General features: G+C 63.3%; 32 protein-coding genes and 1 riboswitch. Of the genes, 29 read left to right on the forward strand and 3 right to left on the reverse strand.

The annotated features are described in order from the left end of the window. Window positions 1–90: 90 nt before the first annotated feature. The 3 genes from AWB80_RS40185 to AWB80_RS40195 all read right to left on the reverse strand — a co-directional run bounded on the left by AWB80_RS40185 (window position 91) and on the right by AWB80_RS40195 (window position 3,253). A complete protein-coding gene (locus AWB80_RS40185; RefSeq protein WP_087132004.1) occupies window positions 91–876 on the reverse strand; it encodes a DUF1828 domain-containing protein in 786 nt (261 codons plus the stop codon). Between the two features lies 1 nt (window position 877). After that, window positions 878–1,366: a hypothetical protein gene (locus tag AWB80_RS40190; protein WP_061180178.1), complete on the reverse strand. Its 489-nt coding sequence runs from the start codon at window positions 1,364–1,366 to the stop codon at window positions 878–880. A gap of 144 nt (window positions 1,367–1,510) precedes the next feature. Beyond that, a complete protein-coding gene (locus tag AWB80_RS40195; protein WP_061180211.1) occupies window positions 1,511–3,253 on the reverse strand; it encodes an ABC transporter ATP-binding protein/permease in 1,743 nt (580 codons plus the stop codon). A 230-nt stretch (window positions 3,254–3,483) separates the two neighbouring features. After that, window positions 3,484–3,608: riboswitch (TPP riboswitch) on the forward strand. A 182-nt stretch (window positions 3,609–3,790) separates the two neighbouring features. Between AWB80_RS40195 and AWB80_RS40200 the strand changes: the two genes are divergently transcribed. From AWB80_RS40200 to tatC, 29 genes are all read left to right on the forward strand, one after another. After that, window positions 3,791–4,939 (forward strand): FAD-dependent oxidoreductase, encoded by a 1,149-nt coding sequence (locus tag AWB80_RS40200; protein WP_061180212.1) that lies wholly within the window; start codon window positions 3,791–3,793, stop codon window positions 4,937–4,939. A 14-nt stretch (window positions 4,940–4,953) separates the two neighbouring features. Then, the gene (gene thiS / locus AWB80_RS40205; RefSeq protein WP_061180179.1) at window positions 4,954–5,151 is read left to right on the forward strand and encodes a sulfur carrier protein ThiS; all 198 of its coding nucleotides are present in this window, start codon (window positions 4,954–4,956) and stop codon (window positions 5,149–5,151) included. 24 nt (window positions 5,152–5,175) lie between these two features. Beyond that, window positions 5,176–5,982, forward strand: coding sequence for a thiazole synthase (locus AWB80_RS40210; RefSeq protein ID WP_061180180.1), 807 nt, complete (start codon window positions 5,176–5,178; stop codon window positions 5,980–5,982). Then, window positions 5,979–7,064 carry a thiamine phosphate synthase gene (thiE, locus tag AWB80_RS40215; RefSeq protein WP_087132005.1) on the forward strand — a complete coding sequence of 362 codons (1,086 nt, stop codon included), beginning with the start codon at window positions 5,979–5,981 and terminating at the stop codon, window positions 7,062–7,064. The genes AWB80_RS40210 and thiE overlap by 4 nt, the downstream gene beginning before the upstream one ends. Window positions 7,065–7,161: 97 nt before the next feature. Next, complete coding sequence (locus AWB80_RS40220; RefSeq protein WP_061180181.1) at window positions 7,162–7,977, forward strand: ABC transporter ATP-binding protein; 816 nt, start codon at window positions 7,162–7,164, stop codon at window positions 7,975–7,977. Further along, window positions 7,974–8,741 (forward strand): lipid asymmetry maintenance ABC transporter permease subunit MlaE, encoded by a 768-nt coding sequence (gene mlaE / locus AWB80_RS40225; RefSeq protein ID WP_061180182.1) that lies wholly within the window; start codon window positions 7,974–7,976, stop codon window positions 8,739–8,741. The genes AWB80_RS40220 and mlaE overlap by 4 nt, the downstream gene beginning before the upstream one ends. Window positions 8,742–8,835: 94 nt before the next feature. Beyond that, entirely contained in the window at window positions 8,836–9,399 is a 564-nt protein-coding gene (mlaD, locus tag AWB80_RS40230) for an outer membrane lipid asymmetry maintenance protein MlaD (protein ID WP_061180183.1), read from the forward strand. 10 nt (window positions 9,400–9,409) lie between these two features. Next, complete coding sequence (locus tag AWB80_RS40235; protein WP_061180184.1) at window positions 9,410–10,300, forward strand: MlaA family lipoprotein; 891 nt, start codon at window positions 9,410–9,412, stop codon at window positions 10,298–10,300. Between the two features lie 125 nt (window positions 10,301–10,425). Beyond that, complete coding sequence (locus AWB80_RS40240) at window positions 10,426–11,055, forward strand: MlaC/ttg2D family ABC transporter substrate-binding protein (protein ID WP_061180185.1); 630 nt, start codon at window positions 10,426–10,428, stop codon at window positions 11,053–11,055. Continuing rightward, window positions 11,052–11,339: an STAS domain-containing protein gene (locus tag AWB80_RS40245; RefSeq protein ID WP_061180186.1), complete on the forward strand. Its 288-nt coding sequence runs from the start codon at window positions 11,052–11,054 to the stop codon at window positions 11,337–11,339. The genes AWB80_RS40240 and AWB80_RS40245 overlap by 4 nt, the downstream gene beginning before the upstream one ends. Before the next feature lie 202 nt (window positions 11,340–11,541). Further along, on the forward strand, window positions 11,542–12,468 hold the full coding sequence (locus AWB80_RS40250; protein WP_061180187.1) for an ABC transporter ATP-binding protein: 927 nt from the start codon (window positions 11,542–11,544) through the stop codon (window positions 12,466–12,468). Next, window positions 12,465–13,220, forward strand: a complete 756-nt coding sequence (locus tag AWB80_RS40255; RefSeq protein WP_061180188.1) for an ABC transporter permease — start codon at window positions 12,465–12,467, stop codon at window positions 13,218–13,220. Before AWB80_RS40250 ends, AWB80_RS40255 begins: the two co-directional genes overlap by 4 nt. Before the next feature lie 15 nt (window positions 13,221–13,235). Next, window positions 13,236–13,475 carry a BolA family protein gene (locus AWB80_RS40260; protein WP_061180189.1) on the forward strand — a complete coding sequence of 80 codons (240 nt, stop codon included), beginning with the start codon at window positions 13,236–13,238 and terminating at the stop codon, window positions 13,473–13,475. A 152-nt stretch (window positions 13,476–13,627) separates the two neighbouring features. After that, complete coding sequence (gene murA / locus AWB80_RS40265; protein WP_061180214.1) at window positions 13,628–14,899, forward strand: UDP-N-acetylglucosamine 1-carboxyvinyltransferase; 1,272 nt, start codon at window positions 13,628–13,630, stop codon at window positions 14,897–14,899. Next, entirely contained in the window at window positions 14,896–15,588 is a 693-nt protein-coding gene (gene hisG, locus AWB80_RS40270; protein WP_061180190.1) for an ATP phosphoribosyltransferase, read from the forward strand. Before murA ends, hisG begins: the two co-directional genes overlap by 4 nt. Before the next feature lie 46 nt (window positions 15,589–15,634). Continuing rightward, window positions 15,635–16,957, forward strand: a complete 1,323-nt coding sequence (gene hisD / locus AWB80_RS40275; protein WP_061180191.1) for a histidinol dehydrogenase — start codon at window positions 15,635–15,637, stop codon at window positions 16,955–16,957. 72 nt (window positions 16,958–17,029) lie between these two features. After that, window positions 17,030–18,103 (forward strand): histidinol-phosphate transaminase, encoded by a 1,074-nt coding sequence (gene hisC, locus AWB80_RS40280; RefSeq protein WP_061180192.1) that lies wholly within the window; start codon window positions 17,030–17,032, stop codon window positions 18,101–18,103. Window positions 18,104–18,136: 33 nt separating this feature from the next. Continuing rightward, window positions 18,137–18,724: an imidazoleglycerol-phosphate dehydratase HisB gene (hisB, locus tag AWB80_RS40285; RefSeq protein WP_061180193.1), complete on the forward strand. Its 588-nt coding sequence runs from the start codon at window positions 18,137–18,139 to the stop codon at window positions 18,722–18,724. Between the two features lie 40 nt (window positions 18,725–18,764). Then, a complete protein-coding gene (locus tag AWB80_RS40290; protein ID WP_061180194.1) occupies window positions 18,765–19,385 on the forward strand; it encodes a MarC family protein in 621 nt (206 codons plus the stop codon). Next, window positions 19,382–20,023 carry an imidazole glycerol phosphate synthase subunit HisH gene (hisH, locus tag AWB80_RS40295; RefSeq protein ID WP_087132007.1) on the forward strand — a complete coding sequence of 214 codons (642 nt, stop codon included), beginning with the start codon at window positions 19,382–19,384 and terminating at the stop codon, window positions 20,021–20,023. Before AWB80_RS40290 ends, hisH begins: the two co-directional genes overlap by 4 nt. Before the next feature lie 149 nt (window positions 20,024–20,172). Further along, the gene (hisA, locus tag AWB80_RS40300) at window positions 20,173–20,925 is read left to right on the forward strand and encodes a 1-(5-phosphoribosyl)-5-[(5-phosphoribosylamino)methylideneamino]imidazole-4-carboxamide isomerase (RefSeq protein ID WP_061180196.1); all 753 of its coding nucleotides are present in this window, start codon (window positions 20,173–20,175) and stop codon (window positions 20,923–20,925) included. An 84-nt stretch (window positions 20,926–21,009) separates the two neighbouring features. Beyond that, window positions 21,010–21,783 carry an imidazole glycerol phosphate synthase subunit HisF gene (gene hisF / locus AWB80_RS40305; RefSeq protein WP_061180197.1) on the forward strand — a complete coding sequence of 258 codons (774 nt, stop codon included), beginning with the start codon at window positions 21,010–21,012 and terminating at the stop codon, window positions 21,781–21,783. A 15-nt stretch (window positions 21,784–21,798) separates the two neighbouring features. Further along, window positions 21,799–22,191, forward strand: coding sequence for a phosphoribosyl-AMP cyclohydrolase (gene hisI, locus AWB80_RS40310; RefSeq protein ID WP_174258037.1), 393 nt, complete (start codon window positions 21,799–21,801; stop codon window positions 22,189–22,191). Next, window positions 22,188–22,556, forward strand: coding sequence for a phosphoribosyl-ATP diphosphatase (locus tag AWB80_RS40315; protein ID WP_061180199.1), 369 nt, complete (start codon window positions 22,188–22,190; stop codon window positions 22,554–22,556). The genes hisI and AWB80_RS40315 overlap by 4 nt, the downstream gene beginning before the upstream one ends. Before the next feature lie 33 nt (window positions 22,557–22,589). Then, the gene (locus AWB80_RS40320) at window positions 22,590–22,982 is read left to right on the forward strand and encodes a DUF4870 family protein (protein ID WP_061180200.1); all 393 of its coding nucleotides are present in this window, start codon (window positions 22,590–22,592) and stop codon (window positions 22,980–22,982) included. A gap of 30 nt (window positions 22,983–23,012) precedes the next feature. Beyond that, on the forward strand, window positions 23,013–23,375 hold the full coding sequence (locus AWB80_RS40325) for a histidine triad nucleotide-binding protein (RefSeq protein WP_061180201.1): 363 nt from the start codon (window positions 23,013–23,015) through the stop codon (window positions 23,373–23,375). A 158-nt stretch (window positions 23,376–23,533) separates the two neighbouring features. Next, window positions 23,534–23,770 (forward strand): Sec-independent protein translocase subunit TatA, encoded by a 237-nt coding sequence (tatA, locus tag AWB80_RS40330; protein WP_061180202.1) that lies wholly within the window; start codon window positions 23,534–23,536, stop codon window positions 23,768–23,770. Between the two features lie 36 nt (window positions 23,771–23,806). After that, a complete protein-coding gene (gene tatB / locus AWB80_RS40335; RefSeq protein ID WP_061180203.1) occupies window positions 23,807–24,337 on the forward strand; it encodes a Sec-independent protein translocase protein TatB in 531 nt (176 codons plus the stop codon). A gap of 45 nt (window positions 24,338–24,382) precedes the next feature. Beyond that, on the forward strand, window positions 24,383–25,159 hold the full coding sequence (gene tatC, locus AWB80_RS40340; RefSeq protein WP_061180204.1) for a twin-arginine translocase subunit TatC: 777 nt from the start codon (window positions 24,383–24,385) through the stop codon (window positions 25,157–25,159). The last annotated feature ends 81 nt before the right edge of the window (window positions 25,160–25,240 follow it).

Genomic DNA, 25,240 nt, shown 5'->3' on the forward strand with positions numbered 1-25,240 from the left:
AATCCCTCGCTGTACTTCGCCATGAAAAACACCCCAAAGGTTGGATCTGTGTCCAACTTTTGGGGTGCAGTTCACGATGCGTGGCCTTTTTTACGCCGTACGCATTCGATGACGAATTTTTTTGGCGAGTGCGGCTTTGGCGTCGATGGAGTCGACCATGTCGTTAGCTGCATTCATTAGCCGGCGCAAGTCGATGCTTCCAATGGCGCTTGCATCCTGAAAGACGACAATCGAATCGAAACGCGCGATGTATTGATCGATGTACTGAAGCACGATAGTCGCAGTGCGCGCGCGATCCTGATTCGGGACGCCGAAGACAAAGAGGGGCGCAGCCGATCCTTTCACAAAGAAGTCGATGGGATAGTCAGCCGAGTTGGGGACTTCGGGCGCTCGATACTCCGCGATCACGTTTTGCGTGCCGACGATGTCCGTTAAATGGGCGTTCAGATCGTCGAAGAATGTGGAGGCGACGCGCGTTTTCGTTCCGCCATGCAAATCGTTGACGCGAAGCATTGCTTGCCCGAAGCGAAGCAGAGCTGCGCCAAGATAAGACTCATCGGAATCCGAAACGATCTGTCCGTCTTCCCCGAGTCGCGCACCGTACTCGGCCAGGGTCCGGTCCAACAACACGCGGCGCGGGCCGCGCAGCATAGTCGTTGCGTCTGTATCGTATGACACGCGCATGAGCGTGGTGCCGCCGTCCTCGAGTCGCCAGCCTCCCATGATCTGCCTCAGCCAGACCGTCACGTAGTCGCCGTCTGGCTCCAGCAAAGGCATGCAAAGACGAAGTGCATCGCCGTCTTGAGCGACGTCGAGACCAGAACACCATGACTCACACAGCAGGCGTCGGACAGCGCTTGATACGTCGTTCGACATTTCAATACTCAAGTTCAGGTTGGAAAGGATTGAAGTTGAGTGCCGCTACACCAAACTCTCTACAGAAGCATTCGAACGCGCTCTCGATCGAATTGTATTCTGTCGCGGCCTCGGCATACCCGTCCACCTTAAGGCCAGCTCGAATGTACCGTTCAGTGGTGAAGTGCTTATGGCAACCCAACTCGACCCTGGTTTGCTCTAGTACGTTGCCATGGGCATGGTAGGGGCCGTTGTACCGGACCAGTAAGAGCGACGCTTCGGATGACCAAATGCGCCTGAGGCCAACAGAGAATGCACTTGGCTTGGTTGACGACAAGCGAAGGAAGAGCCGGTATCGCTGAGTTGTATCGCGCGCATCATGAAGTTCCAGATTCTTTTCGTGGTGCCCGAGTCCACGTTTAGCCACCCATCTTGCGCGTGGATTGTCGATAACCTTCGGCGCACGACGCATCGATTCGAGATCGTCGTCTGTCAGTAGGTTGAGATCCATCTGCCGTTTCCATGTCCGAGGGAGCCGATAGTCTATGGCGCAACGAACTCGCTGGATTAACCCGGCCAGCAAATAAGAAAAACCGCACCGACGATGGCTCGCCGGTGCGGTTTTTTTCGTACTCTGATTAGGAAGGAGTATCCATCAAGCCTCCACCAACATCCTCTCGATCTCGATCTTGTAATCATGGAACATCGCCACCGACTCGCGATGCGCCACGCTCAATATCGCCGCCTTCGGCAATCGCTCGACGAGCGTGTTGTAGATATGCAGTTCGTTCTCGGCATCGAGCGCGCTGGTGGCTTCGTCGAGGAACAGGAAGTCCGGCTTGTGCAGCAGCACGCGCGCCGCGGCCAGCCGCTGCTGTTCACCCGGCGAGAGACTGCGCGCCCAGTGCGCGCTTTCTTCCAGCCGGTCCGCATACGTCTCCAGATTGCACAGACGCAGGATTTCGCGCGATTCCTCATCGCTGAACGTGCCGCCGGGCGACGGATACGAAAGCGCCGCGCGCAACGTGCCGATCGGCAGATAGCTCATCTGCGGGATGAACATCATCTTCGCGTCGACGGGCGCATCGATGGTGCCGTCGCCGAACGGCCACAAGCCCGCGAGCGCGCGCATCAACGTGCTCTTGCCCGATCCGGACGGCCCGACGACGAGCCAGCGCGAGCCCGGCTCGATCGACACATTCGCCACGCGCGAAAGCGGCGTGCCGTTGGGCAGCGCGAGCACGAGGTTGCTGGTCGTGAGCGAAGGCGTGCTCGTGTAGTGCAGGTTGATGCCGCCGTGCTCCGTCGCCGGCGACGTTTCCTCGCGGATATGCGTCGAGCGCATCACGCGCTTGAATTCGCGCAGACGATTGACGGTGGCGCGCCATTCGACCAACGTCGAATAACTGTTGATGAACCAGGAAAACGAATCGCTGACCGTGCCGAACGCCGATGAAATCTGCATCAGCACGCCGAACGAGAAAGCGCCCGCGAAGTAGCGCGGCGCGGCGACCATGATCGGAAAGATGATCGCGATCTGCCCATAGAAGCTCAGCACGAAGGTCATGCGTTTCGTGTACTTCATGATCATCCACCAGTTGTCCTTGATGCGCTGGAAGATGGTTTTCGCATTCGCGGTTTCGGTCGCGATGCCGTCGTAAAACGCGATCTGCTCGGCGTTCTCGCGCACGCGGATCAGGCCGAAGCGGAAATCCGCCTCCACCTTCTGCTGCTGATAATTGATCGACACGAGCGGATGCCCGACCTTCTGGATGATCAGCGAGCCCGCGATCGCGTACAGCGCGGCGGCCCACACCATGTAGCCTGGAATGTTGATCGGCGTGCCGCCGAGCGTGATCGTCAGTGCGCCCGCGAGCGTCCACAGGATCGTGATGAAGGTGACGAGCGTCACGAGCGTCGAAAGCAGATCGAGCGACAGCGAGAGCGTCGTGGTCGCGAACGATTGCAGGTCGTCGGAGATACGCTGGTCGGGGTTGTCGGCGAGGCGGTCGCGTTCGATGCGATAGAACGCTTTATCGCCGAGCCATTGTTCGAGGAACTTGTTGGTGAGCCACTGACGCCAGCGGAAACCGAGCATCTGACGCAGATACCGCCCATACACCGCAAGCAGAATGTAGGCGAAAGCGAGCCCGGTGAAGATCAGCAGCAGATGTGGGAACTCGGTGACGTTCTTGTTCTGCAGCGCGTTGTAGAACGACGCGCTCCAGCTGTTGAGCCGTACGTTGATATACACGACGGTCATGTTGATCGCGATGATCGCCACGAGCAGCCCCCACGCGAAGCCGCGCTCCTCCGACACCCAGTAGGGCTTGATGAGGCTCCATGCCGAGACTTCGTCGGCCTTTTGCTGCGTGCTTTCGGTACGAATGTTGGTCATGAGCTTCCTGCTGGTGCGCATCGAGGCGCCCGAATGTTATGTCCGCGGCCGCGCCGGGCGCGGCCTTTTCCGGCCCGCAAATTGTTCCGGGGTTCTCTTAACGCTCACTTAATTTCGCGCGATCGTTCCGCAAACCATGTTCGCGGCATTGTGCCAGAGTGCCGCCGCGCACGATAAAAGCCGGGCAATCCCGGTTTGCAGCGGGTTCGCCTTTCATGTTTTAATGATCCTCGACGAAACAGGGGTGCTTCGCGTGCATCGGTGGCCGGAACGGTCATCAGCGTGGCGAGGCTGAGAGAGACCCTTTGCACCCGATCCGGGTAATACCGGCGAGGGAAGTTTCCGGAGAACGCGCGAGCCTCGCGCCATTCCTCCAGTCTCTTCCAGTACTTCTTTCCGCACGGCGCGTTGTTCCAGCGTCGAGCCGGTCTCTCTCCTCTGATTTCGTCCTCGTGATGTGGCGCCGCGCCAGCACGGTCGAGATCGCGTACTTCGTCTCCTCGTGCAGTGCAGCGCTACCGCTATGGAGACATCGAATTGAACAGGATCGAACAGGGCGACGCGCGCCGGCCGGATTTCGCGGTTATCGGCGGCGGGCTCGTCGGGCGGCTCGTCGCCTGGCAACTCGCGGGCGCGGGGCATGACGTCGCGCTCTACGAACGCGGCGACGCGGCGGGCACGCAATCGGCGGCGTGGGTTGCGGCAGCGATGCTCGCGCCGCTCGCGGAAGCGGCGAGCGCGGAACCGCTCGTCGTCGGGCTCGGGGCGGCGTCGCTCGAACGCTGGCCGCGCCTGCTCGCGCAATTGCCGGAGCCGGTGTTCTTTCAGCGCAACGGCACGCTCGTCGTCTGGCACGGCGCCGACCGCGCCGAAGCCCCGCTCTTCGAGCGACGCCTGCGCGCCAACTCGCCCGCCGAGCTGCTCGCCGGCGGATTCGTCAAGCTCGCGGGCGCGCAGGTCGCGCAAGCGGAGCCCGCGCTCGGTACGCGTTTCGCGCAGGGCTGGCTGCTGCCGAACGAGGGCCAGCTCGACAACCGTCAGGCACTCGCCGCGCTCGCCGCCGGACTCGCCGCGCGCGGCGTGCGCACGCACTGGAACACGGCCGTCGACGCCATGCCCGACGCGCGCTGGATCATCGATTGCCGCGGACTCGGCGGCAAGCCCGCGTGGCCCGCGCTGCGCGGCATCCGCGGGGAAGTCGCGCGCGTGCATGCGCCGGGCATCGGGCTGTCGCGGCCCGTGCGGATGCTGCATCCGCGCTATCCGCTCTATATCGCCCCGAAGGAAAACGATCTGTACGTGATCGGCGCGACCGAAGTGGAGGGCGAGGACATGTCGCCCGTGTCGGTGCGCTCGGCGCTCGAATTGCTGAGCGCGGCGTTCGCGGTGCATCCGGGCTTCGGCGAGGCGCGCATCCTCGAACTGAACGCGCATTGCAGGCCGACCCTGCCGGATCACCGTCCGGCGATCGTCTGGGACGGGGCGCGGACCGTGCGCGTGAACGGGCTGTATCGGCACGGCTTCATGATCGCGCCGGAAGTCGCCGACGCGGCCTGCGGGCTCGCCGGCGCGCTCGTCGAGGGCGATGTCGCCGATGCCGACACCTTCGCCGATTTCCGCCGCGCCGCGCGCTGGCCCGAGCTGCTGCAGGGCGAATTCGCGGTGGCGCCGGCGCTGTCGCATTGAGAGAGACCAGAGCCATGAACATCCATATCAATCAGCGCGCTTTCGATTTGCCCGATGCCGCCACCGTCACCGAAGCGCTCGCCGCGTTCGGCGCGAAGCCGCCGTTTGCGGTCGCGTTGAACGGCCAGTTCGTGGCGCGCGGCCAGCACGCCACGAAAACGCTCGCCGCCGGCGACAAGCTCGACATCGTGTCGCCCGTCGCGGGCGGCTGAATTCCGAACCCGAAGGATCGAACCATGACCACACAGACCGCCGACGTCCTCATGCTCTACGGCGAGGCGTTTCCGAGCCGCGTGCTGCTCGGCACGTCGCGCTATCCGTCGCTGCAATCGCTTTCCGACTCCATCGACGCCGCGCGGCCAGGCATGGTCACGGTCGCGCTGCGTCGCCAGTCGGAGACCGGCGAGGCCGGCTTTTTCGATGTATTGAAGCGCCACGGCGTCGCGCTGCTGCCGAACACGGCGGGTTGCCAGAGTGTCGACGAGGTGCTGACGACCGCGCACATGGCGCGCGAAGTCTTCGAGACGCCGTGGATCAAGCTGGAGCTGATCGGCGACGACTACACGCTGCAGCCCGACCCGATCGGGCTCGTCGAAGCGGCGGCGAAGCTGATTCGCGATGGCTTCAAGGTGCTGCCGTATTGCACGGAGGATCTGGTGATCGGCCGGCGCCTGCTCGATGCCGGCTGCGAGGCGCTGATGCCATGGGGCGCGCCGATCGGCACCGGTAAGGGCGTGACCAATCCCTACGGACTGCGCACGCTGCGCGAGCGCTTGCCGGACGTGCCGCTCATCGTCGATGCAGGGCTCGGCGTGCCGTCGCACGCGTGTCAGGTGATGGAGTGGGGTTTCGACGGCGTGTTGCTCAATACCGCCGTTTCGCAGGCGACTTTCCCGCCGCAGATGGCGCGGGCGTTCGCGCTCGGCGTCGAGGCCGGGCGTACGGCGTTCCTCGCCGGTCCGATGGCCGAGCGCGACAGCGCGCAGGCGAGCACGCCGGTTGTCGGGATGCCGTTCTGGCATCAGGACGGAGGCACGGCATGAGCTTGCTGAATCGCGAAGTGTTCTGGCCGCCCGCGGACGAACTCGTCGAAGTCGCTGAGCGGATTCGCGCGCGTCTGGGCGACTGGCCCGTGGCCGAGACGCGCTGGCGTATTTGCCTGACCGCGCCGGAATCGCCCAAAGCGGACGATCTGATCGTCTTCACCGAACCGCACGACGCGGACACCGGGCGGCTCGCGACCAGCGGCGCGGCCGTGCTCGAAGCGCACGGCGGGCGAGTCACGCTTCGTCGCGGCGACGAGCGATTCGCGCTCGAAGGCGATTGGTCTGATGATTGGCTGGCCGCGCTCGCCGCATTTCTCGACTGCAATTTCGAACCGCACGACGCGCTCACGCTCGCACTCGCCTGGCGCGCCGGCGACGAGAACAAGGACGATGCATGGCCCGTCGACTTCGCGACTTTCCCGCGCGTGACCGATTTGCCGCCCGCGCCCGAAGGCGGATTTCCGGCGTGCCCGGATCGCCTCGGCCTTTATCCGGTGCTGCCGAGCGCCGAATGGGTCGAGCGCGTGCTCGAACTCGGCGTGCGCACCACGCAACTGCGCCGCAAGACGACCGACGGCGAAGATCTGCGGCGCGAAATCGCACGTTCGGTCGAAGCGGGGCGACGGCACGATGCGCAGCTTTTCATCAACGATCACTGGCGCGAAGCGATCGACGCAGGCGCCTACGGCGTCCATCTGGGACAGGAAGACGTCGAGACCGCCGATCTGGCTGCGACCGCGAAGGCCGGCCTGCGTCTCGGGCTTTCGACGCACGGCTATTACGAGATGTTGCGCGCGCTGCATTTCAGGCCGAGCTATCTCGCGCTCGGCGCGGTTTTCCCGACCACGACCAAGGTCATGCCGACCAAACCGCAGGGTCTCGCACGACTCGCGCGCTACGTCCGACTGCTCTCGGGCCGCGTGCCGCTCGTCGCGATCGGCGGAATCGACGCCAGGGTGATGCCCGACGTGCTCGCGACGGACGTCGCCAGCGCGGCCGTCGTGCGCGCGGTGACCGAGGCGCCCGACACGGCGTCGGCGGTTTCGGCTCTGCAACAGATGTTTGCAGGTCAACGGTGAAAATTCCCAAAAACAGGAGAGCACCGACCTAGGCAAAGCACCGATTGCGCGCAGGCCCTATAATTCGGCGTTTTGCGTCTACGGAATCTCCTATCCAGTGCCTGCCTCTTCCGAGACTCTGTTAGAGCTACGCGACGTCGATTTCGGCTACGGCGACCGGCTCATTCTGTCGGACCTGAACATGCGTTTCACGCGTGGGCAGGTGGTCGCGGTCATGGGCGGCTCCGGCTGCGGCAAGACCACGACCTTGCGTCTGATCGGCGGTCTCGTGAAGGCGAGCCGCGGTCAGGTGATGTTCGGCGGACAGGACGTCGGCGCGCAGACGCGCGAAGGTCTGTACGGGCTGCGTCGCAAGATGGGCATGCTGTTCCAGTTCGGCGCGCTCTTCACCGACCAGACCGTGTTCGAGAACGTGGCGTTCCCACTGCGCGAGCACACCGATCTTCCCGAAGCGCTGATCCGCGATCTCGTGCTGATGAAGCTCAACGCCGTCGGCCTGCGCGGCGCGCGCGATCTCGCGCCGTCGGAGATTTCGGGCGGCATGGCGCGCCGCGTGGCGCTCGCCCGCGCAATCGCGCTGGATCCCCAACTGATGATGTATGACGAGCCCTTCGCCGGCCTCGACCCCATCTCGCTCGGCATCACCGCGAAGCTCATCCGCACGATCAACGATGCGCTCGGCGCAACCTCCATTCTCGTGACGCACGACGTGCCCGAATCGTTCGCGATCGCGGACTACGTGTATTTCATCGCCAACGGCGGCATTCACGCCGAAGGCACGCCGGCGCAACTGCGCGCGTCGCAGGACCCGACCGTGCGCCAGTTCATCGACGGCACGCCGGACGGCCCGTTCAAGTTCCACTACGCGAGCACGCCGCTCGGCGCGGATTTCGGCATCGGAGGGCAGGCATGATCAGCGCGCTCGGACGCTGGGTGCTCGACGGTTTCGGCACCGCGGGCTACGCGACGCGCATGTTCCTGCGCCTCGTGGCCGAATTCTTTTCGCTGTTGCGCCGGCCGCGCCTCGTCACGAAACAGATCCACTTCGTCGGCAATTATTCGCTCGTGATCATCGCGGTGTCGGGGCTGTTCGTCGGGTTCGTGCTCGGCTTGCAAGGCTATTACACGCTGAGCCGGTACGGCTCGGAACAGGCGCTCGGCCTGCTCGTTGCGCTGTCGCTCGTGCGCGAGCTCGGCCCGGTCGTGACGGCGCTGCTGTTTGCCGGGCGCGCGGGCACCTCGCTCACCGCCGAAATCGGGCTGATGAAGGCGGGCGAACAGCTCACCGCGATGGAAATGATGGCGGTCGATCCGCTGAAGGTGGTCGTCGCGCCGCGCATGTGGGCGGGCATCATCGCCATGCCGGTGCTGGCGGCCATTTTCAGCGCGGTCGGCATCCTCGGCGGCTATGTCGTCGGCGTGATGCTGATCGGCGTCGATCCGGGCGCGTTCTGGTCGCAGATGCAAGGCGGCGTGGACGTGTGGCGCGATGTCGGCAACGGCGTCGTCAAGAGCATCGTGTTCGGCTTCGCGGTGACGTTCATCGCGTTGTTTCAGGGCTACGAGGCGAGACCGACGCCGGAAGGCGTGTCGCGCGCGACGACGAAAACCGTCGTGTACGCGTCGCTCGCCGTGCTCGGGCTCGATTTCCTGCTGACCGCACTGATGTTCAGCTAATGGACCACACGCAGGCGCCGGGCAATGGCGCGGGCGTTGTGAAGGGCACAGACCGTCACGCGCCATCTGCGAAAAGATTCTCTTTGGGAAGACGATGAAAAAGACTGCTCTCGACTTTTGGGTCGGCCTCTTCGTGGTGCTCGGTTTCGTGGCGCTGCTGTTTCTCGCGCTGAAAGCGGGCAACATGAGCTCCCTGTCGTTTCAGCAAACCTACGCGGTGAAACTCAAGTTCGACAACATCGGCGGGCTCAAGGCACGCGCGCCCGTCAAGAGCGCGGGCGTGACGGTCGGGCGTGTCGGCAGCATCGGTTTCGACGCGAACACGTATCAGGCCGTCGTGACGATCGATATCGACAAGCAGTATCAGTTTCCGAAGGACTCGTCCGCGAAGATCCTGACCTCGGGCCTGCTCGGCGAGCAGTACATCGGCCTCGAGCCGGGCGGCGACGACCAGATGCTGAAGAACGGCGACACCATCACGATGACGCAATCGGCCGTGGTGCTCGAGAACCTGATCGGCCAGTTTCTCTACAACAAGGCGGCGGATTCCGGCGCCTCGAAATCATCGGCGGCGGCGCCGGCAGTGCCCGCGCCCGCACCCGCGCCGGCTTTCCCCGGCGCAGCGAGCGCGATGGGCGCGTCGGGCGCGGCTCAATAAGGAGAAGAACATGCAGGCGATGGGGATGCGGCGCGCAATCATCGTGGCGGGGGCCGTGGCGCTCGCCGGTTGCGCGACGGTGACGACGCCGACCAAGGGAGACCCGTTCGAGAGCTACAACCGGACGATGTTCAAGGTCAACGATACCGTCGATCAATACGCGTTCAAGCCGGTTGCGAAGGGTTATGTCTGGGCGGTGCCGGAGCCGGTGCGTAACAGCGTGACCAACTTCTTCTCGAATATCGGCGACGTGTATATCGCCGCGAACAACCTGCTGCAGTTGAAGATCGCGGACGGCGTGTCGGACATCATGCGTGTCGCGATCAATACGCTGTTCGGCGTCGGCGGTCTGTTCGACGTCGCGACCATCGCGAAGCTCCCGAAGCACTCCGGGGATTTCGGCCTGACGCTCGGCCACTATGGCATGCCGTCCGGCCCGTATGTCGTGCTGCCGCTGCTCGGGCCGAGCACCGTGCGGGATTCCGCTGGCCTTGTCGTCGACTACTTCGGCAATCCGCTCACCTATGTGAGCCCGGACTCGGTGAGCTGGGCGCTCTACGGCGTGAACCTCATCAATGTGCGCGCGAATCTGCTGGGCGCGACCGACGTGCTCGCCGACGCCGCGCTCGACAAATATTCGTTCGTACGCAACGCGTATCTGCAACGCCGTCAGTATCTGATCTCCGGCGGCGAGAATGACACGCCGGATTACGGCGAAGCGCCATTGCCGAACTATGGCGATACCGAAGGCGCGGCCGCAGCCGAGGGAGCATCGGCCACATCCGCCGCGCCGGCGTCGGGCACGGCCGCAGCGCCTGCTCCCGCAAGCGGGCCCAGCAATACGGTGCCGGGCAATCAGTACGTTCCGCCGGCGGGTTTCCCTTCATTCCGCTTGCGTTGAGCGGGATTTCCCTAACGCGCGGTAACATATCTAACGTCATTTCTTACGATTTGAGCGCTGCGCCGCCTGAACTCGGTTCAGGCGGCGCGCTCAAACCGAAGCCATTTACTTTTGCAGGATCTGTGATGAAAAAACTTTTGCTTCTCCCCCTCTTCGCGATGTTCATGGCGGTTTGCGGCGCGGCGTCGGCGCAAAGCGTCGACTCGAGCGCGCCCGACGTGCTGATCAAGACGGTGACGCAGCAAGTCCTCGACGAAATCAAGTCGGACCCGAAAATTCAATCGGGCGATATCAACAAGATCACCGAACTCGTCAACCAGAAGATCCTGCCGTACACGGACTTCACGCGCACCACGCGTCTCGTGATGGGCCGCAACTGGAATTCGGCCACGCCGGAGCAGCAGAAGCAGATCGTCGAGCAGTTCAAGATGCTGCTGATCCGCACGTACTCGGGCGCGCTCGCACAGGTGCGCAACCAGACGGTCCAGTACAAGCCGTTCCGCGCGAACCCGGACGACACCGACGTCGTGGTCCGCTCGGTCGTGATGAACAACGGCTCGCCGGTCGAACTCGACTATCGTCTGTACAAGACGGCGCAAGGCTGGCGCGTGTACGACATCAACGTGCTCGGCGCGTGGCTCATTCAGGCGTATCAGCAGCAGTTCAACGAGCAGATTTCGCAGAACGGCGTGGGCGGTCTGCTGCAGTTCCTGACGCAACGTAACCAGCAACTCGCAGGCGGCAAGGCATCGTGAGCACGCCAGCCACGGGCGGCCGTTTCCAGACGGCCGCAACGCTGACCCACGAGAGCGCGAAGGCCGCGCTCGATTCGGGTCTGTCGCGCATCGCAGCGGGCGCGACCGAAGTCGATTGCGCACCGCTCACGCGGTTCGATTCCTCCGCGCTCGCCGTGCTGCTCGCATGGCAGCGCGCAGCGTCCGCGCGCGGCGCCGCACTGGGCGTCCTCAACCTTCCTTCCGGGCTCGTGAGTCTCGCGCGAGCCTACGGCGTCGATACGCTCCTCTCGTTCCGACATTGATCCTGTTCTGACTCCGCGCAGAACGGCGGCAGCATGCTTCGCCGCCGCAAACAGGATCGCTCCGAAGTCGGCTCCAGCTGCTTTGCCCTATAATCAAACGTTTTTTTCGGGCCTGTACCCGGCCCTTTTTGTCTGAGTCCGGGTCCGTCAAGCGAATCCGCACAATTGAGGCGCGGCCGTGTCCGGCGCGCGCACTGTCCACATGTCAGCCATAGAAATCCGAAACGTCAGGAAGCGCTACAAGGATCTCCAGGCGCTCAAAGGCGTGAGCCTCACGGTGGAAGAGGGCGAGTTCTTCGGCTTGCTCGGCCCCAACGGCGCGGGCAAAACCACGTTGATCAGCATTCTGGCCGGCCTGGCTCGCGCCGACAGCGGCACTATCTCCGTGCGCGGCCACGATGTCGTCAGCGACTTCCGGGCGGCGCGGCGGGCGCTCGGCGTCGTGCCGCAGGAACTGGTGTTCGATCCATTCTTCACCGTGCGCGAGTCGCTGCGGATTCAGTCCGGCTACTTCGGCTTGCGCAACAACGACGACTGGATCGACGAGGTCATGGCCAATCTCGATCTCACCGAGAAGGCCGACGTCAACACGCGAGCGCTGTCGGGCGGGATGAAGCGCCGCGTGCTGGTCGCGCAGGCGCTCGTGCATCGTCCGCCGGTGATCGTGCTCGACGAGCCCACCGCCGGCGTCGATGTCGAATTGCGCCAGACGCTCTGGAAGTTCATCTCGCGCCTGAATCGCGAAGGTCACACGATCGTGCTCACGACGCACTATCTCGAAGAAGCCGAATCGCTGTGCCATCGGCTGGCGATGCTTCGTCGAGGTGAAGTGGTCGCGCTGGAGCGCACCAGCACGCTGTTGCAGCGCTTTTCGGGCATGCAGTTGTATCTGCGTCTGTCGAACGGTGCGTTGCCCTCTGAGTTGCGCGCGCTCGAAGTCGATCCGCACGCGGTATCGGGTACGCAGCATCTGCTGCGCCTCGCGAGCTACGACGAGGTCGAGCCGATTCTCGCGAAATGCCGCGCGGCCGGCTGCACGTTCGAAGAAATCGACGTGCGCAAGGCTGATCTGGAAGACGTGTTCGTGCAGGTGATGAACGAACCGGAAGTGGTAGAGGGACTTTCATGAGCGGTTTCCGGACGTTGTTCTACAAGGAGCTGCTGCGCTTCTGGAAGGTTTCGTTTCAGACCGTGCTCGCGCCGGTCGTCACGGCGTTGCTGTATCTGACCATCTTCGGTCACGCGCTGTCGGGGCATGTGCAGGTGTATCCGGGCGTCGGCTACACGAGCTTTCTCGTGCCCGGCCTCGTGATGATGAGCGTGCTGCAGAACGCGTTCGCGAACAGTTCGTCGTCGCTGATCCAGTCGAAGATCACCGGCAATCTCGTGTTCGTGCTGCTGCCGCCGATCGCGCATTGGGAAATGTTCTTCGCGTACGTGCTGGCGGCGGTCGTGCGCGGGCTAAGCGTGGGCCTGGGCGTGTTCATCGTGACGATATGGTTCATCCCGATGTCTTTTTCGGCGCCGTTCTACATCATTGCGTTCGCGATCCTCGGTTCGGGCATTCTCGGCACGCTGGGTCTGATCGCGGGCATCTGGGCCGACAAGTTCGATCAGCTCGCCGCGTTCCAGAACTTCCTGATCATGCCGCTCACGTTTCTTTCCGGCGTGTTCTACTCGACTCATACGCTGCCGCCGCTGTGGCGCGCAGTGTCGCATCTGAATCCGTTCTTCTACATGATCGACGGCTTCCGTTACGGCTTCTTCGGCCTGTCCGACGTCGATCCGCTGGTGAGCCTCGGCATCGTCGGCGGATTTCTCGCCGTGCTGGCGCTGATCGCCGTGCGTTTGCTCGCGAGCGGCTACAAGCTGCGTCACTAATTCAAGGAGACTTCCATGTTGCCGACTCCGGAGCAGGTGAAGGATTACATCGCTGGCGGCTTGTCCTGCCAGCATCTCGAAGTGGAAGGCGACGGCCAGCACTTTTTCGCGACCATCGTGAGCGATGCGTTCGTCGGCAAGCGGCTGATCGCGCGTCATCAACTGGTTTATGCGGCGCTCGGCGAGCGCATGCGCGAGGAGATTCATGCGCTCAGCATGAAGACCCTCACCCCCGACGAGTGGAAAACGGCCTGAGTCCACCCGGCGAAGCCAATCAGGTCATACGACTCAACTTACGTAACACCGGCATCACCGGCAGACAAAGGCAGTAAAGCGTGCGATTCATTCAAGACAACCGCGGCGCCGAGAACGGCTCCGCAGCAGGAAGCTCGGTCGAAGGACAAGCAATGGACAAACTGGTCATCACGGGGGGCACGAAGCTCTCCGGCGAAATCACCGTGTCGGGCGCGAAGAACGCGGCTCTGCCGATTCTGTGCTCGACCCTTCTCACCGCCGACGACATGCATCTGTCGAACGTGCCGAATCTGCAGGACGTTCGCACGATGGTGAAGCTGCTGCGCCAGATGGGCGTGCAGTCGGAAGTCGCGAGCGACGGCCGCGTGAGCCTCAACGCATCGAAGGTCGACCAGCTCATCGCGCCGTATGAAATGGTGAAAACGATGCGCGCGTCGATTCTGGTGCTCGGGCCGCTCGTCGCGCGCTTCGGCGAGGCGAAGGTGTCGCTGCCCGGCGGCTGCGCGATCGGCGCGCGTCCGGTCGATCAGCACATCAAGGGCCTGCAGGCGATGGGCGCCGAGATCAACATCGAGCACGGTTTCATCGAAGCGCGCGCGAAGCGTCTGAAGGGCGCGCGCATCATCACCGACATGATCACCGTCACCGGCACCGAGAACCTGCTGATGGCGGCGGTACTGGCCGAAGGCGAGACCGTGATCGAGAACGCCGCGCGCGAGCCGGAAGTGAGCGATCTCGCGCATCTGCTCGTGAAGATGGGCGCGAAGATCGACGGCATCGGCACGGACCGGCTCGTCATTCAGGGCGTCGACAAGCTGCATGGCGCGAAGCACGACGTCGTGCCGGACCGCATCGAAGCGGGCACGTTCCTGTGCGCGGTCGCGGCCGCCGGCGGCGATGTCACGCTGCGTCGCGTGAGCTCGCATCTGCTCGACGCCGTCACGGCCAAGCTGCGCGAAGCGGGCGTGACGATCGAGGAAGGCGACGACTGGATGCGCGTGCGCATGGACAAGCGCGCCAGCGCGGTGAACATCCGCACGTCCGAATATCCCGCGTTCCCGACCGACATGCAGGCGCAATTCATGGCGCTCAACACGATCGCGAACGGCACGTCGCAGGTCGTCGAGACGATCTTCGAGAACCGCTTCATGCACGTGCAGGAACTGAACCGTCTCGGCGCGAGCATCACCATCGACGGTAATACGGCGCTCGTGTCTGGCGTCGAGAAACTGTCCGGCGCGAAGGTCATGGCGACCGATCTGCGCGCGTCGGCGAGCCTCGTGGTCGCGGCGATGTGCGCGGACGGCGAGACGCTGATCGACCGCATCTACCATCTGGATCGCGGCTACGACCGCATGGAATCGAAGCTGACGGCAGTCGGCGCGAACGTGCGCCGCATCAAGGGCAGCGGGAGCGAGCAATGAGCTCGCTGCCGCAGACGTCGTCGTCGGTGGAGCCGAGCGCGCCCCTCACGCTCGCGCTGTCGAAAGGGCGTATCTTCGAGGAAACGCTGCCGTTGCTCGCCGCCGCCGGCGTGCAGGTGGCGGAAGACCCGGAAAGCTCGCGCAAGCTGATTCTGCCGACCACGAACCCTAACCTGCGCGTGATCATCGTGCGCGCGACCGATGTCCCAACCTACGTCGAATACGGCGCGGCGGATTTCGGCGTCGCGGGCAAGGACGTGCTGATCGAGCATGGCGGCGGCGGTCTGTATCAGCCGGTCGATCTGGACATCGCGCGTTGCCGCATGTCGGTGGCCGTGAAGGCGGGCTTCGATTACGCGAACGCGGTGCGCCAGGGCGCGCGTCTGCGCGTCGCGACGAAGTACACCGAGACCGCGCGTCAGCATTTCGCGTCGAAGGGCGTGCACGTCGATCTGATCAAGCTGTATGGTTCGATGGAACTCGCGCCGCTCGTCGGCCTTGCGGATGCGATCGTCGATCTGGTCAGCTCGGGCGGCACGTTGCGGGCGAACAACCTCGTCGAGGTCGAGGAGATCATGCAGATTTCGTCGCGGCTCGTCGTGAATCAGGCGGCGCTCAAGCTCAAGCGCGCGGCGCTCAAGCCGTACCTCGACGCCTTCGAGCGCGCCACGGCGGCAACCGGAAATTAGGCGAGCCGCACGCGGCGGCGCGCCATCAGCAAAACGGAAAACCAGCATGTCTATCAAGATTCGCAAACTCGATTCCAGCACCGATGGTTTTCAGAAGGCGCTGCGTGCCGTGCTCGCATTTGAAGCGAGCGAGGACGAAGCGATCGAGCGCTCGGTCGCGCAGATTCTCGCGGATGTGAAGGCGCGCGGCGATGAGGCCGTGCTCGAATACACCAACAAGTTCGATCGCCTGAAGGCGCAGAGCGTGGCGGCGCTCGAATTGCCGCTGTCCGAAATGGAAGCCGCGCTCGAAGGGCTCGAACCGAAGCGCCGCGCGGCGCTCGAAGCGGCGGCGGCGCGCGTGCGCGGCTATCACGAGAAGCAGCGTATCGAATGCGGCAGCCATAGCTGGCAATACACCGAAGCCGACGGCACGGTGCTCGGCCAGAAAGTCACACCGCTCGATCGCGCGGGCATCTATGTGCCGGGCGGCAAGGCGGCGTATCCGTCGTCGGTGCTGATGAACGCGATTCCGGCGCGCGTCGCGGGCGTGAAGGAAATCGTGATGGTCGTGCCGACGCCCGACGGCGTGAAGAACCCGCTCGTGCTCGCGGCGGCGCTGCTCGGCGGCGTGGACCGCGTGTTTACGATCGGCGGTGCGCAGGCAGTCGGCGCGCTCGCGTACGGCACGCAAAGCGTGCCTGCGGTCGACAAGATCTGTGGTCCGGGCAACGCGTATGTCGCGTCGGCGAAGCGTCGCGTGTTCGGGACGGTCGGCATCGACATGATCGCGGGTCCGTCCGAAATTCTCGTCATTTGCGATGCGACCACCGATCCGCGCTGGGTCGCGATGGACCTTTTCTCGCAGGCCGAGCACGACGAGCTCGCGCAATCCATTCTGCTGTGCCCGGACGACAACTTCATCCGGCGCGTCGAGGATGCGATCGTCGAGCTGCTTCCGTCGATGCCGCGCCGCGACGTCATCCAGCGTTCGCTCGAAGACCGCGGCGCGCTCATCAAGGTGAAGGACATGGAGCAAGCCTGCGCGATCGCGAACGACATCGCGCCGGAGCATCTGGAGATTTCCGCGCTCGATCCGCATCAATGGGCGGCGCAGATTCACAACGCAGGCGCGATGTTCCTCGGCCGCTACACGAGCGAAAGCCTCGGCGACTACTGCGCCGGACCGAACCACGTGCTGCCGACTTCGCGCACTGCGCGCTTTTCGTCGCCGCTCGGCGTGTACGATTTCATGAAGCGTTCGAGCGTGATCGAAGTGAGCGCGGACGGCGCGCAGACGCTCGGTGAAATCGCGGCGGAACTGGCGTACGGCGAAGGCTTGCAGGCGCATGCGAAGAGCGCCGAGTATCGAATGAAAAACATCGGCTGAATCAGGCCGACCCGAATGACCGAGGCGGCCTGAGAGCCGCCGCCTGACCGGCGAGAGAGACGCCGGGAGATCATGACGACAGCACAAGACATCATTCGTCCCGACATCCTCGCGATGACGAGCTATCCCGTGCCCGACGCCACGGGTCTCATCAAGCTCGACGCGATGGAAAATCCGTACACCTTGCCCGCCGATCTCGCCGAACGTCTCGGCGCGCATCTCGCCGGCGTCGCGCTGAATCGCTATCCGGCGCCGCGTCCCGCGGATCTGCTCGCGAAGATCAAGCGCGCGATGAACGTTCCCGCCGCCTGCGACGTCCTGCTCGGCAACGGCTCGGACGAATTGATCACCATGATGTCGGTCGCGTGCTCGAAGCCGGGCGCGAAGGTCGTAGCGCCTGTGCCGGGTTTCGTGATGTACGAGATGTCGGCGAAATTCGCGCATCTCGAGTTCATCGGCGTGCCGCTGAAGCCGGACTTCACGCTCGACGCCGACGCGCTGATCGCCGCCATCGAGGAACACGCGCCCGCGCTCGTCTACCTTGCGTATCCGAACAATCCGACCGGGACGCTTTACGACGACGCCGATATGGAACGTGTGGTCGCCGCAGCACAAAAAAGTCTCGTGGTGATCGACGAGGCGTATCAGCCGTTCGCCGAAAAAAGCTGGATGCCGCGCGCGGCGGACTTCGACAATGTCGTCGTGATGCGCACGGTGTCGAAGCTCGGACTCGCGGGCATCCGCCTCGGCTACATGGCCGGGCGTCCGCAATGGATCATGCAGTTCGACAAGGTGCGCCCGCCGTACAACATCAACGTGCTGACGCAGGCCACCGCCGATTTCCTGCTCGATCACCTCGATGTGCTCGACGCCCAGGCCGCCGAATTGCGCGCGCAGCGCGCCGAACTCGCGCGCGAAGTGGCCGCGCTGCCCGGCATGACGGTTTATCCGAGCGCGGGCAACTTCCTGCTCGTGCGCGTGCCGGACGCCGCCGTTGCTTTCGAAACCCTGCTGACTTCGCGGGTTCTGATAAAAAACGTGGGTAAAATGCATTCTTTGCTGGCCAATTGCGTGCGTTTGACGGTCGGAACGGCCGAAGAAAACGCACACATGGTCGCGGCGCTGAAAAAGCTCGCGCCGAACTAAACCCCCACTTTTCGAAAGCCTCAAGGAATCACCATGCGCATTGCGGAAGTCGTTCGCAACACCAGCGAAACGCAGATCCGTGTGAAGCTCGATCTGGACGGCACCGGCAAGCAGAAGCTCGCCACCGGCGTCCCGTTCCTCGATCACATGCTCGACCAGATCGCCCGTCACGGGCTGTTCGACCTCGAAATCGAAGCGCATGGCGACCTCCATATCGACGATCACCATACCGTCGAAGATACCGGCATCACGCTCGGGCAAGCTGTGGCGAAGGCGATCGGCGACCGCAAGGGCATTCGCCGCTACGGCCATTCGTACGTGCCGCTCGACGAAGCGCTGTCGCGCGTCGTGATCGATTTTTCGGGCCGTCCGGGCCTCGAATTCCATGTGCCGTTCACGCGTGCGCGCATCGGTACGTTCGACGTCGATCTCACCATCGAGTTCTTCCGCGGCTTCGTGAATCACGCAGGCGTGACGCTGCACATCGACAATCTGCGCGGCATCAACGCGCACCATCAGGTCGAAACCGTGTTCAAGGCGTTCGGCCGCGCGCTGCGCATGGCTGTCGAAATGGACGAACGCGCGGCGGGGCAGATTCCGTCGACCAAGGGCAGCCTCTGATCGACTCACGCCGCTTCGGCGCGCGAGCGTCGAAAACACGATGGATCTGTTCAAGTCGTTCATATCGCTACTCGCGCTGATCAATCCGATCGGCGCGATACCGTTTTTTTTGAGCCTGACCGCGCAGCAATCCGATATCGAAAGACGCAACACGATTCGCGTCGCGTCCATTTCGGTGTTCTGCGTGATCGCGGTGACGGCGCTGCTCGGGCAGCAGATCATCGCGTTCTTCGGCATTTCGGTCGGTTCGTTCGAAGTGGGCGGCGGCATCATCATGCTGCTCATGGCGATCAGCATGTTGAACGCGCAAGTCGGCAACGCGCGCTCGACGCCGGAAGAACGCATGGAAGCCGAGGAGCGCAACAGCATCGCGGTCGTGCCGCTCGCGATTCCGCTGCTCACCGGCCCCGGCTCGATCAGCACGGTGATCGTCTATGCTGCCAATGCGCAGCACTGGTACGACCGCTTCGGGCTCGTCCTGCTGGGCGCGATCATCGCGGGGCTGTGCTTCGGCGCGCTGAATCTCGCCGAGCCGATCGCGCGCGTGGTCGGGCGCACCGGCATCAATATCGGCACGCGTCTCATGGGTTTGATGTTGTCCGCGTTGGCGGTGGAATTCATCGTCAACGGCTTGAAGGCCTTGATGCCATCTTTGAAATGACTACTTCGATTGCGATTGTTGATTACGGAATGGGCAACCTGCGCTCGGTGTATCAGGCGCTGAAGAAGGCCGCGCCCGAGGCGAACGTGGCCATCGTCGACCAGCCGCAAGGCATCCACGCGGCGGATCGCGTCGTGCTGCCGGGCCAGGGCGCGATGCGCGACTGCATGGCGCATCTGGCCGAATCCGGGCTGCAGGAAGCGGTGATGCAGGCGGCGCGCGACAAGCCGATGCTCGGCGTGTGCGTCGGCGAGCAGATGCTGTTCGACTGGAGCGAGGAAGGCGATACGAAGGGCCTCGGGCTGTTGCCGGGCAAAGTCGTGCGCTTCCAGCTCGACGGGCTCCTGCAGGACGACGGCTCGCGCTTCAAGGTGCCGCAAATGGGCTGGAACCGCGTCCGGCAGACGCAGGCGCATCCGCTCTGGGACGGCGTCGCGGAAGGTGCGTTCTTCTACTTCGTCCACAGCTATTACGTGGTGCCGGACAATCCGGCGCACACATCCGGCGAAACGATGTACGGCAGCGCATTTACGTCGGCGGTGGCGCGCGACAATATCTTCGCGACCCAGTTTCACCCGGAAAAGAGTGCGGATGCAGGCTTGCGCCTGTATCGGAATTTCGTGCACTGGAACCCGTGAGATGGCGCGCACGCTAGCGTTTTCGCCTATTACTACGGGCGCGTGACCGTTGCAAGACTTGTACTACACTAGCGAGACGGCTCGCGAAAGGCATGAAAACCGCACGCGGGCCGTTTTGATCAACCTCACCCAGAAAATACGCGATACCTATGCTGCTCATTCCGGCCATCGATCTTAAGGACGGTCAGTGCGTGCGCCTCAAGCAAGGCGATATGGACCAGGCGACCATTTTTTCAGAAGATCCGGCAGCAATGGCCCGACATTGGGTCAATCGCGGCGCGCGACGGCTGCATCTCGTCGACCTTAACGGCGCGTTCGCCGGCAAGCCGAGGAACGGCGACGCGATCCGCGCGATCATCGACGAAGTCGGCACCGAGATTCCCGTGCAGCTCGGCGGGGGCATCCGCGATCTGGAAACCATCGAACGTTATCTGGACGATGGCCTCGCCTACGTGATCATCGGCACCGCAGCGGTGAAGAATCCCGGATTCCTGCGCGATGCGTGCAGCGCGTTTGGGGGGCACATCATCGTCGGGCTGGACGCGAAAGACGGCAAGGTGGCCACCGACGGCTGGAGCAAGCTGACCGGCCACGAAGTCGTCGATCTCGCGCGCAAGTTCGAGGACTACGGCTGCGAGTCGATCATCTACACGGACATCGGCCGCGACGGGATGCTTCAGGGCATCAATATCGACGCGACCGTGCGTCTGGCGCAAGCGGTGAAGATTCCGGTGATCGCGAGCGGCGGGCTGTCGAGCATCGCGGACATCGAGTCGCTCTGCGAGGTCGAAGATGACGGCGTCGAAGGCGTCATCTGCGGCCGCGCGATCTACTCCGGCGATCTCGATTTCAAGGCTGCCCAGACCCGCGCCGACGCGCTGCGCGAACCCGACGGCGCGTAATTCAGCGCGGCGCGAGCGCCCCTGAGAAGCACGCGGGCGGCTTCGGCCGCCCTCATTTCGTACCGAATCAGTAGTGGCAAGGACATGGCTCTCGCAAAACGCATCATTCCCTGTCTCGACGTGACCGCTGGCCGCGTCGTGAAAGGCGTCAATTTCGTCGAACTGCGCGACGCGGGCGATCCCGTCGAAATCGCGCGACGCTACGACGATCAGGGCGCCGACGAACTCACGTTCCTCGACATCACTGCGACCTCCGATCAACGCGATCTGATTCTGCCGATCATCGAGTCGGTGGCCTCGCAGGTGTTCATTCCGCTGACCGTCGGCGGCGGGGTGCGCGCGGTCGAGGACGTGCGCCGTCTGCTCAATGCGGGCGCCGACAAGATCAGCATGAACTCGTCGGCGGTCGCGAATCCGCAACTCGTGCGCGACGCGTCGGACAAGCACGGCTCGCAATGCATCGTCGTCGCGATTGATGCGAAGCGCGTGTCCGCCGAGGGCGAGGCGCCGCGCTGGGAAGTGTTCACGCACGGCGGCCGCAAGGCGACCGGCATCGACGCGATCGAATGGGCGCGCAAAATGGCCGAGTACGGCGCGGGTGAAATCCTGCTCACGAGCATGGATCGCGACGGCACCAAAGCCGGCTTCGATCTCGCGCTGACGCGCGCCGTATCGGACGCGGTGCCGGTGCCGGTGATCGCGTCGGGCGGCGTCGGCTCGCTGCAGCATCTGGCGGACGGTATCGTCGAAGGTCACGCGGACGCGGTGCTCGCGGCGAGCATCTTCCATTACGGCGAGCACACCGTCGGCGAGGCGAAGCGCTTCATGGCGGGGCAAGGCATTTCGGTGAGGACGTAAGCCGTGAGCGATCATATGACCTGGCTGGACAAGGTGAAGTGGGACGCGCACGGTCTCGTGCCGGTGATCGCGCAGGAAGCGTCGACCAACGACGTGCTCATGTTCGCGTGGATGAATCGCGAGGCCCTCGCGAAGACCATCGAACTGAAGCGCGCGGTGTACTTCTCGCGCTCGCGCCAGCGCCTGTGGTTCAAGGGCGAGGAATCGGGCCATGTGCAGCACGTCCACGACGTGCGTCTCGATTGCGACGAAGACGTCGTGCTGCTGAAGGTCGAGCAGGTATCGGGCATCGCGTGTCACACCGGCCGCCATTCCTGTTTTTTCCAGAAATTCGAGGGCACGGCGGAAAACGGCGAGTGGGTCGCCGTCGAGCCGGTCCTGAAAGACCCAGAAAGCATCTACAAATGACGCAAGCCAACACGCTCGACACGCTGCAGCGCCTCGCCTCCGTCATCGACAGCCGCAAGGGCGGCGATCCGGAACAATCCTACGTTTCCCGACTCTTTCACAAAGGTGACGACGCGGTCCTGAAGAAGATCGGCGAGGAAGCGACGGAAGTCGTGCTCGCCGCGAAGGACGCGCGTCATGGCGGCGCCCCGAAGGCGATCGTCAGCGAAGTCGCCGACTTGTGGTTTCATTGTCTCGTGATGCTGTCGCATTTCGACTTGAATCCCGCCGACGTGATCGCGGAACTGGAACGTCGCGAAGGCTTGTCGGGAATCGAGGAGAAGGCGCTGCGCAAGTCGCGCGAGCGCGAACAAAACGGCGGCTGACGAGCATCTCGCTTCGCGCGAAGGAGAGCAAGCATGAACCGGCCGTACGAACCGTATCCGCCTGTCGTTCAACATTCGACTGATCCCGAGCGTCTGCGCAACATGCGCACGTTCACGCATATCCTTTACGCGCTCTATGCGCTGTATTGGATCTCCGGCGGTTTGACAGGGCTCGTCGCGATCATCCTCAACTACGTCAAGCGCAGCGATGCCGCCGGAACGCCGTACGAGGATCACTTCACCTGGCAGATCCGCACGTTCTGGTGGTCGCTGCTGGGGCATGTAGTCGGCTTCGCGCTGATATGGGTGCTGGGGCTGGGCTTTCTCATCATCGGCGCGGCCTGGATCTGGACGCTTTATCGCATCATCAAGGGCTGGCTCTTCCTCTACGAGAACAAGACGCTCGAACCGCGCGCGTGGTTCTGATCACAACCGATAACAAAATCCGGCAACTCCATGAGTCAAGACAACTGCATTTTTTGCAAGATCGCCTCGGGGCAGCTTCCGAGCACGAAGGTCTACGAAGACGATGAATTCGTCGCGTTCAACGACATCAACCCCGCAGCGCCGGTGCATGTACTGGTCATACCGCGGAAGCATATTGAAACACTTTCGCATTGCACAGAAAGTGACAGTCCGCTGCTTGGTAGAATGGTGAGTCTCGTCGGACGTTTGGCGAAGGATCTGGGTGTCTCCTACACGGGAGGGAACACCGGCTTTCGCACGGTAATTAATACCGGGCCGGGCGGCGGGCAGGAGGTGTATCACATCCACGCGCATTTGTTGGCCGGCGAGCGCCCGTGGCGCCGAATGGGGTAAGTCGCATTCTTCGCTTGCGGCTTTCTCCTTTCCAATGAAATATTGGGCGAGCAAAATCGATAGTTGACGCTGAGGCGCTCTGCCTCGGCTGCGGTCGAAAGGCCGATCTTCCGTTCCCGGCACCCAAATCGGGGCGGAATCACGGAGAGTTTTCATTCATGGGTTCGTTAAGCATCTGGCATTGGTTGATCGTTCTGTTGATCGTGGCGCTCGTTTTCGGCACGAAGAAGTTGCGCAACATCGGCGGCGATCTGGGCGGCGCGGTGAAGGGTTTCAAGGAAGGCATGCGCGACGGCGAGACGCCGGCCAATCCCGCCGACCAGCGCGAACTGCCGCGTAACGGTGCAGTGGACGTCGAGGCCAAGGACAAGTCCCGCTCGGGCGACTACCGCTAATTCGGCCGCCGACCGCAACCATTCACTTCTCGTTCAATGCTCGATCTCGGTCTGACCAAAATGGCGGTCATCGGCGTCGTGGCGCTGGTGGTTCTCGGACCGGAGCGCCTGCCCGGCGTCGCTCGCACCGCGGGCGCGCTGTTCGGGCGCGCGCAGCGCTACATCAACGACGTCAAGTCGGAAGTCACTCGTGAAATGGAACTCGATGAGCTGAAGAAAATGCGCACCGAGTTCGAAACCGCGGCGTCGAACGTGGAGTCGTCGATTCACGACACGCTGCGTCGCCACGAGTCCGAATTGAACGATGCATGGAAGGAGGGTACGTCGGTCGCGCCGAGCATCGCGGGCGGCGCGGCGGAATCGGCGGACAGCGCCGCGTCGGACAAGCCTTGGGCCAGCACGTCGTCATCGACGCCCGCCAAGCGCAAGAACTGGCGCGTCAAGCAAGCCGCGATTCCCAACTGGTACAAGCGCACGACCTCGCGCCGTACGCGGGTTCAGTCGGGCGCGGCGCGCGTTGCGCGTCACACGCCCGCCACCCTGCGCCGGCAGACCAAGTTCTTCTGAGCGAGCCGCGTTTCCTTCCATCGATGATTTTTACCGAGGGCCGGCGTGAGCGACCCGCAACACACTAAAGAAGAGCCCGTCGAAGAGACGTTCATTTCGCATCTGGTCGAATTGCGCGACCGCATCATCCGCGCAGGGGCTTCGGTCATCGTGGTGTTCGTCTCGCTGGTGTACTGGGCGCCGGACATCTTCAAGCTGCTGGCGCGTCCGCTGATGCAGAACCTGCCGGCCGACGGCAAGATGATCGTCACAGACGTCACCGGCTCGTTCTTCGTCCCGATGAAGGTGACGATGCTCGTCGCCTTCGTGATCGCGCTGCCGATCGTGCTGTATCAGGTCTGGGCGTTCGTCGCGCCCGGTTTGTATCAGCACGAGAAGAAACTCGTCGCGCCGCTGGTGTTCAGCAGCTACACGCTTTTCCTGTGCGGCATGGCGTTCGCGTATTTCGTCGTCTTCCCGACGATCTTCCGCGTGATGGCGCACTACAACGCGCCGCTCGGCGCGGAAATGACGACGGATATCGACAATTACCTGAGCTTCGTGCTGACGATGTTCCTCGCGTTCGGCGTGACGTTCGAGGTGCCTATCGTCGTCGTGCTGCTCGCGCGCATGGGTGTCGTGTCGATCCAGAAGCTCAAGCAGATTCGGCCTTACGTGATCGTTGGCGCGTTCGTCATTTCGGCGGTCGTCACGCCGCCGGATGTCTTCTCGCAGCTTATTCTCGCGATTCCGCTCGTCATTCTGTACGAGGCGGGGATCATCGCGGCGCGGCTGGTGGTCGGCAAGGAACAGGTCAAAAGCGAGGAAGCGGCGGCGGAGTAGGTGCGGCTTATTGTCGCGGCGCGGCGGTAAAAAAAGGCAGCTTCGATTTCTCGAAGCTGCCTTTTTACTTTTGGGGCCACG

This window comes from Caballeronia pedi (assembly GCF_001544915.2).
GTDB classification, from domain to species: domain Bacteria; phylum Pseudomonadota; class Gammaproteobacteria; order Burkholderiales; family Burkholderiaceae; genus Caballeronia; species Caballeronia pedi.